Raw genomic sequence first — 7,020 nt, 5'->3', positions numbered from 1 at the left:
ACTTTTTCAAATTCTGATTTCATCGAAAAAGTGGCCGGAATAAATCGGAATGGGTGGCCACTTTCAATCAGAATCAGTGGCCGGTTTGAATCGGAATCGATGGCCACTTTGGATCGGAATATACATTTTATTTGAAGAGGTTGCTTTAATACCCAAAAGAAGAATTAATGTTAAAGAGAAAATTAAAAGACTATATGTTTCATTTATTACTGAATAAAGCCAGAAAGTATGGGAAACTGATAGCGTCAAGGATGTTATAAAAGCTACTCTTGGAGATCCGATAAGTTCTCTACATAATAAATAAAATAGGGCTAAGGCAAATGAAGAAAAAAATGCTGACATGAGATTTTGAGAATAGGCTAAGTCAAATGGCAAATATGAAAAGAGTATCCCTAAAATAGTATGGGCTGGATGAATTCCATGGCTAAAGCTAAAAATTTCTTTATTTTTAACAAATAGACATAATTTTGAACTATCTGACCAAAGAAACGTTGGTGCCAATGTCTTTAAATAAAATAGAAATGTTAAAATGAAAATTATAATGGGAGAATAATCTTTGTTTTTAAATAAACTCATTATTTCATTTTTTATTAATAAAAATAACAAAAGTCAAATTTATAGCTCATTTGAATTGAACATTCATAAACTCTTTAATTTTTAACTAATACAAATGCATTTAATTCTGATGCATTCCTGTCCCCTCACCCCTCCCTCTCCCCTTAGGAGAGAGGCTTAAAGCCTGCCCCGTACTTGATACGGGGGTGAGGGGCAAAAATAGTGTGCTTTTCCATAAATATCTTCACAAATAAATACTTTAGAATAAAGCACACTGAAGGGGTATGGGGAAGGTCTCTTCCCCATCTCTGGGGAGCGAAGCGTCTAAGGAGATCTTTCTCCCATAGGGAAAGGGTCGTGTCACAAAGGAATAACAAAAGATATTTAAGTGACACGACAATAGAATGTAACAAATATTTGTGCGTTTGTATTAATAGAAATTTAAAAAAGAAAATATCCCTTGAATTAAACTAAATATGTATGATAGTTTATCCTCAATGCAATCTATAAAAAAGATCCTTCTTCATATATCAAGCTTTAGAATATCGATGATTTTCCTTGTATTTTGGAGCGTTTTCTATTTTTCTATAAGATTTTATAAGGATTCGGGGGACCCGGATATTTTCTGGCATCTAAAAACCGGGGAATTAATCGTAAAAAATAAATCCATCCCTTATAATGACCCCTTCTCTTTCCAGAGCATTCAAAAACAATGGATAGCTTATAGCTGGCTTGCAGAAATTATTTTTTACTTAATCTATTCCCAATTTGAATGGCTCGGTCTTTTCTATTTAAAATTTGCAATCCATTTACTTATGTTTTTTATTATCCTATATCTCTGTTACCAACTATCCCAGAATATTTATATTTCTTCAGTTCTTACTCTCCTTATAATTCCATTAATACTACCCCTTTCTGTGGTGAGACCAACAACTTTTTCTTTTTTATTTTTTACCTTATTCCTTTTTATAATCTATCAATATAAATATTTTAAAAAAGACAATCTAATCTTTCTTCCATTGATAATGATTCTATGGGCAAATATACATATTGTCTTTATATATGGATTAATTTTATTGGCCCTATTTCTTACTGGAGAAATATTAAATTTGTTGATACACAAACAAAAATCACTTGATTTATTAAAATTTTCAATAATTTCTTTTCTGACTTTTATAACAACTTTTTTTAATCCATATACCTATAAATTATACATGCAAATATGGGAATATCTTAAAATTGATTATTTGAAACCATATATCAGTGAATTTAATTCCCCAGATTTTCATAATAAAATATTTTTGATATTTCCTCTATTATTAATTTTAAATTCAATAGCAATTGCCTCAAGAAAACTTGATTTTTCAAATATATTGATTACTTTATTTTTTTCCTATCTTGCATTTGATATGATTAGAAATATTCCTTATTTTGCAATCTCTTCTACAATAGTATTATCTTCTTCAATTCCTAAAATATCTATAAATTTTAAAATATTTCAAAAAAAAATAACAAAATTAATTATTCCTTTTCTTAATTTTATAATATATTTCGCCTTATTTTTTAACATAATTATTAAGCTTTCTTATTTAGATCCTTATAAAATTATGAGTTTTCAATATCCTTTAAGAGCAGTGAATTTCTTAAAAGAACAAAAAATTATAAACCCTAAAACAAAAGTTATTAATTTATTTAACTGGGGAGGTTTTTTAATTTTTTCATTATATCCACAGACAAAGGTTTCGGTGGATGGTAGAACTCCTTTATATTTAAAAGAATATTACTATAAACTTTTTCACTTTGAAAAAGGGAATTTATATTGGAAAGAATACCTTAATGACAATGTGAACCAAGGAGGGAATTTGATTATCTTCCCAAAATATTTTCCTGTAAACCAATTAATCTCTAAAGAAAATGAATGGGAAGTAATTTACATGGATGAAATCTCAATTGTTTTTAGAAAAAAAATATAATGTAAAGAATATTCTGAATAATCTGAATAAAATATTAAATAAAAAGAGACATGGCTTTAAACTCAAACAGTTTGACTTTCGAGCTTTCATTGAATTATATTTTGCTTAGAATAAAAAAATGAGAGAGAAAGGCTTTACACTTATAGAAATGGTTGTTGTTCTTACAATAATTTCAATTCTTATTGCTATAGTTGTTCCAATGGTTGCAAGATACATAAATGATGCAAGGATAACCAGAACCAAGAATGAACTTCAGATAATTGGAGCTGCTATATTAAATTTGAATAAAGATACAGGTAAATGGCCGTTTACAAACATGGATGGGCCATCCGGTGGTGTGAATAGAGTAATCGGAGGAAATCCCGTTTTAGAACCAGGAGGAGAATGCAAAGCAGTGGCTCCTCCTGAAAAGGCTCTTCCTGGTGCAATTAACTGGGGGAGCTGGCTTCCATTTAAGCCTTTGTATGATTATCTAAATTTCAATAATCCTGATAATGACACTGGCCCTCTGAATGTAAATGAGATTGGACAGGATTATCCTTTACTTGGTGAATTTCGATGGAACGGGCCTTACATTGATAGAGATGTCTTTAAGGATGCATACAAAGATGCCTGGGGATATTTTTATGTAATTAATGCAAGATATCTTCCCGGAAATAATTTTTTCGGTCAGAACACAGCAGGACATAAAGTTTTACTTTTATCAGCTGGTCCTGACAACATGTGGTCAACAGCTTTCTCTGACTTTATAACCAAGGATACACTGCCTGATGACAACCCATATGGAGATGATCTTGGATTTGTCCTTTACACAAATGAAACTGAAATAAGGTATGAAAGATTTCCTTATTATTATAGGTATAGGTAATTACTGTTAAATAAGTAAAAATTAAAAGTAAAATAAATAAATTAAATCTATTGAATTTGTTAAAATTAATACAAACGCATTAAGTAAGATGACATAAACTCATAGTATTGTCATTCCCGCGGAGGCGGGAATCCAGTTTTATCATTATGTTTCTGGATTCCTGCTTTTGCAGGAATGACGGTAAATGTAACATTATTAATTTCGTTTGTATTAGTGGATTTAATTAATTGAAGGAAATAAAAAAGTCTTGCCAAATTTAAAAATATATTTTAATTTTAACAAAATGATCGTTAAGAAAAAACATTGAAACAGCAACATAAAGAAAAAAGAGAAAAGTTCACAAAAGAATTTAAACATGGATTTTGTAACGGCTTTACTTTAGTTGAGATGATTGTGATTTTAGCAGTGATATCTATATTAGTTGCGATATTGATTCCCCAGATGGCAAGACATTTGACAGATGCAAGGGTAGCAAGAACAAAAAATGAACTACAAGTATTGGGTGCTGCCATTGCAGATTTTTATAAAGACACTGGAATGTGGCCTTATACAAATCTTCCAGGACCTTCAGGAGGCGTGAATAGAGTTGTTGGAGATATATTCAACATTCCTCAGGGGAGAGCACGTATTGCATATGTTGGAGCAGAAAGATGGGGAAATTATGCAATATTCAAACCTCTCTATGACTATCTATATTTCAATAACCCTGATGAAGACACCTGGAGGTTTAATCAAAATGAACCTGGTCAAGACTTTAATATAGACGGAAATCATGCATGGAAAGGATCTTATATTGACTATCGAGTCTATAGAGACCCATGGGGAAGTGCTTATGTAATCAATGCAAGATATTTTCCCAACAACCCTTTGGGAAAAGATTTCCGTTTTCACAATGTTTATATTCTCTCTGCTGGAAATGATAAATTCTGGTCCACTCCTTTTGACGATACTATTAATAGAAACACAGAGCCTGATGATTCTCCAAGACATGATGATATTGGCTTTGTATTGACATCCAATTAGACATTACTAATACAAATGAATTAAATAAATTGACATGCATGGCAAGGCTTTAGCCTTGCATTAAGCAACCCCCGAATTAACCCATGAAACAAGTTCAGGGCAAGGTTTGGGGCAGGCTCTGAAGGGTTGCCCTACAAATTATTTATTGCTTTTGTATTATTTTTGAAAAAATGCTTGACAAATATGGATTTATGAGATATAAAAAAATTAATTTGATGGAAGGAGGTAAAATTGAAGAAATTTAAAGGTTTTACACTGATTGAAATGGTAGTAGTTCTTGCAGTTATTGCAATCCTTGCAGCAATTCTCACTCCAACAATTGCAAAGAATATTCGTTACTCAAAAGTTGCCCGTACAACCCATGAATGTCAGGTAATTGCAGCAGCAATTGGAGACTTTTACAAAGATATGGGAAGATGGCCAGTCTATCAAAATGATAATAGTACAACTTTTTATTATGAACTTCTTTACAGTCAGGAAGGCGTTTGGCCTACAGCCAACAATTCAAATTGGAATGGCACTGGTGTTGCTGTGGATTCGTTTGATAATCATTTAATTTTGAATAAACCAGGAGGAAGTACAGCAAATGCTTATAGAACAGAAGATCTTGCAGGAGTAAAATTAAAAGCAGGATACTGGAGAGGTCCTTACTTAGATGAAATTAGAGAAGACCAATGGGGTCAAAGATATGAAGCTAATATTAAATATGTAACCTTAGCAAATTATGCTACAGTTGTACTTTCAGCAGGAGAAGATAGAAATGTCTCAACAAATTTTCTACTACCAGTTGGGAGTGAAGTAAGTGAAGACGATTTAGCCCAGAAGATAAGGTAAAATTAACTGAAGGAAGGGAAATTAGATTCAAGCAACATCAGTTAGTGTAAAAAACCTTTCAAAAACTTATTCTTTAGCTTTTAAAAAATTTCAAGCTTTAAAAAATTTAAATTTAGAAATTCAAAAGAATGAAATATATGGTTTTTTAGGCCCAAATGGAGCAGGAAAAACCACAACATTAAAGATATTAGTCGGTGTTTTAAGGCCCACATCTGGTGAATTTGAAATATTCGGTTCAAAAACTCTTGATGAGGAAACGAAAAAGAAAATAGGTTTTCTTCCAGAAAACCCATCATTTTTAAAAAATCTCCGGGCTTTTGAGCTTTTAAAGATGATGGGTTATTTTTTTAACTACTCTAAAGAGAAAACTAAAAAAAGAATAGATGAATTACTCGATTTAGTCGGACTGACTGAATTCAGAAATTCCAGACTCAGCACGTATTCAAGAGGAATGACTCAGAGGATTGGAATAGCCCAGGCTCTTTTTCATGACCCTGAGCTTTTGATTTTGGATGAGCCGATGACAGGACTTGACCCTCTGGGAAGGAAACTTCTTTATGATTTAATTTTGAAACTTAGAGATGAGGAAAAAACGATTATTCTTGCAACTCACGATTTAGAGGATGCTGAAAGTCTCTGCGACAGGGTAGCCATAATCGACAGAGGAGAATTAATCGATGAAATAAACATAAAAAAGCTCTATGGGGAATCCCTTAAATCCTATGATGTTTTATTTTCATGGGAGAAAGAAATGCAAATCGAAAATGTTAAAATTTTAAAATCAGGAGATTTATTCAAAGCAGAAATACCATCGGAGGAATCTCTCTGGAAATTCTTTGAGATAGTAAAAAGAAAGGGCGGAAAGATAATAAATGTAAAACCTTTCTCTGGGAGTGTTTTACAGAAAATATACCTTGAAAAAGTAAAGAGTTCTGATGTAATTTTTCATTGAAATGAAAAAGACTATCAGACTCTCCTTTATAATCTTTAAAGATATATTTAGAGAAAAAATCTTCTGGTCTTTTCTTTTAGTGGCAATCCTTTTTATTTTTGCCTCCCTTATCTTGAGGGAAATGGCAGTTGGAGAAAAGGGAAAAGTTTATAAAGACCTTGGATTGGTTTCTGAATCTTTTTTCGGTGTTCTTTTAATAATAATTGTGGGTTCAAATTTAATATCAAGGGAAATAACTGGAAAAACTCTCTATATCATTCTTTCAAAACCGATTAAACACTACCAATATATCCTTGCAAATTTTAATGCACTCCTGCTTTTAGGATTGATATTAATTTTTGTAGTTTCAACTGTTGATTGGGTATTTCTTCTGATAAATGGAGAAAACTGGTTGATTCCTCTTTTAAAAGGAGGGTATTTTCTTTTTTTTGAGCTTGTGCTTCTTTCCGCTCTTTCTTTATTTTTTTCAACATTCATGAGTGGCTATTTAGGAATGGCGTCGATGATTTTTATTTATATAATAGGTCATTCAACTGAAAAAGCAGTTCAGCTGACAGCTCAATCCGAATTAATAACCACAAAAGTTTTATTTAAGCTTCTTTATTACATTCTTCCAAATCTTGAAAATTTCAATGTAAAGACCCAGCTTGTGTATAACCTTGATGTTCCAAAAATACAGTTCTTATATTCACCGATTTACTCAATCTTTTATTCTGCATTTTTGTTAGTTTTATCTTCGATAATTCTTTCGAGAAAGGATATTTAATAAATAAAAGGAAGCATTTCCAATTTCGTGATGGAAGATAAAATGCTCA

Annotated in this window: 7 protein-coding genes; 6 read left to right on the top strand and 1 reads right to left on the bottom strand. The window is 31.5% G+C overall.

What is annotated here, in order from left to right:
- Nucleotides 1–63 precede the first annotated feature (63 nt).
- Nucleotides 64–576 carry a DUF2723 domain-containing protein gene (locus tag AB1410_07740; GenBank protein MEW6456584.1) on the bottom strand — a complete coding sequence of 171 codons (513 nt, stop codon included), beginning with the start codon at nucleotides 574–576 and terminating at the stop codon, nucleotides 64–66.
- Nucleotides 577–1,052: 476 nt separating this feature from the next.
- Between AB1410_07740 and AB1410_07735 the strand changes: the two genes are divergently transcribed.
- The 6 genes from AB1410_07735 (at nucleotide 1,053) to AB1410_07710 (ending at nucleotide 6,971) form a co-directional block, all read left to right on the top strand.
- Nucleotides 1,053–2,528, top strand: coding sequence for a hypothetical protein (locus AB1410_07735; protein MEW6456583.1), 1,476 nt, complete (start codon nucleotides 1,053–1,055; stop codon nucleotides 2,526–2,528).
- A gap of 118 nt (nucleotides 2,529–2,646) precedes the next feature.
- Nucleotides 2,647–3,396, top strand: a complete 750-nt coding sequence (locus AB1410_07730; protein MEW6456582.1) for a type II secretion system protein — start codon at nucleotides 2,647–2,649, stop codon at nucleotides 3,394–3,396.
- 303 nt (nucleotides 3,397–3,699) lie between these two features.
- Entirely contained in the window at nucleotides 3,700–4,419 is a 720-nt protein-coding gene (locus AB1410_07725; GenBank protein MEW6456581.1) for a type II secretion system protein, read from the top strand.
- Nucleotides 4,420–4,650: 231 nt separating this feature from the next.
- Nucleotides 4,651–5,253, top strand: coding sequence for a type II secretion system protein (locus tag AB1410_07720; protein MEW6456580.1), 603 nt, complete (start codon nucleotides 4,651–4,653; stop codon nucleotides 5,251–5,253).
- 25 nt (nucleotides 5,254–5,278) lie between these two features.
- Nucleotides 5,279–6,205, top strand: coding sequence for an ABC transporter ATP-binding protein (locus AB1410_07715; protein ID MEW6456579.1), 927 nt, complete (start codon nucleotides 5,279–5,281; stop codon nucleotides 6,203–6,205).
- A 1-nt stretch (nucleotide 6,206) separates the two neighbouring features.
- Nucleotides 6,207–6,971, top strand: coding sequence for an ABC transporter permease (locus AB1410_07710; protein MEW6456578.1), 765 nt, complete (start codon nucleotides 6,207–6,209; stop codon nucleotides 6,969–6,971).
- Nucleotides 6,972–7,020: the final 49 nt, after the last annotated feature.

It is taken from the genome of Acidobacteriota bacterium (assembly GCA_040756905.1).
Taxonomy (GTDB): Bacteria; Acidobacteriota; Aminicenantia; order JBFLYD01; family JBFLYD01; genus JBFLYD01.
This window is presented reverse-complemented; position numbering and strand designations above follow the sequence as displayed.

Coding starts and splice junctions, on each gene's coding strand:
- AB1410_07740 (MEW6456584.1), bottom strand. CDS start 576: ATGAGTTTATTTAAAAACAAAGATTATTCTCCCATTATAATTTTCATT.
- AB1410_07735 (MEW6456583.1), top strand. CDS start 1,053: ATGCAATCTATAAAAAAGATCCTTCTTCATATATCAAGCTTTAGAATA.
- AB1410_07730 (MEW6456582.1), top strand. CDS start 2,647: ATGAGAGAGAAAGGCTTTACACTTATAGAAATGGTTGTTGTTCTTACA.
- AB1410_07710 (MEW6456578.1), top strand. CDS start 6,207: ATGAAAAAGACTATCAGACTCTCCTTTATAATCTTTAAAGATATATTT.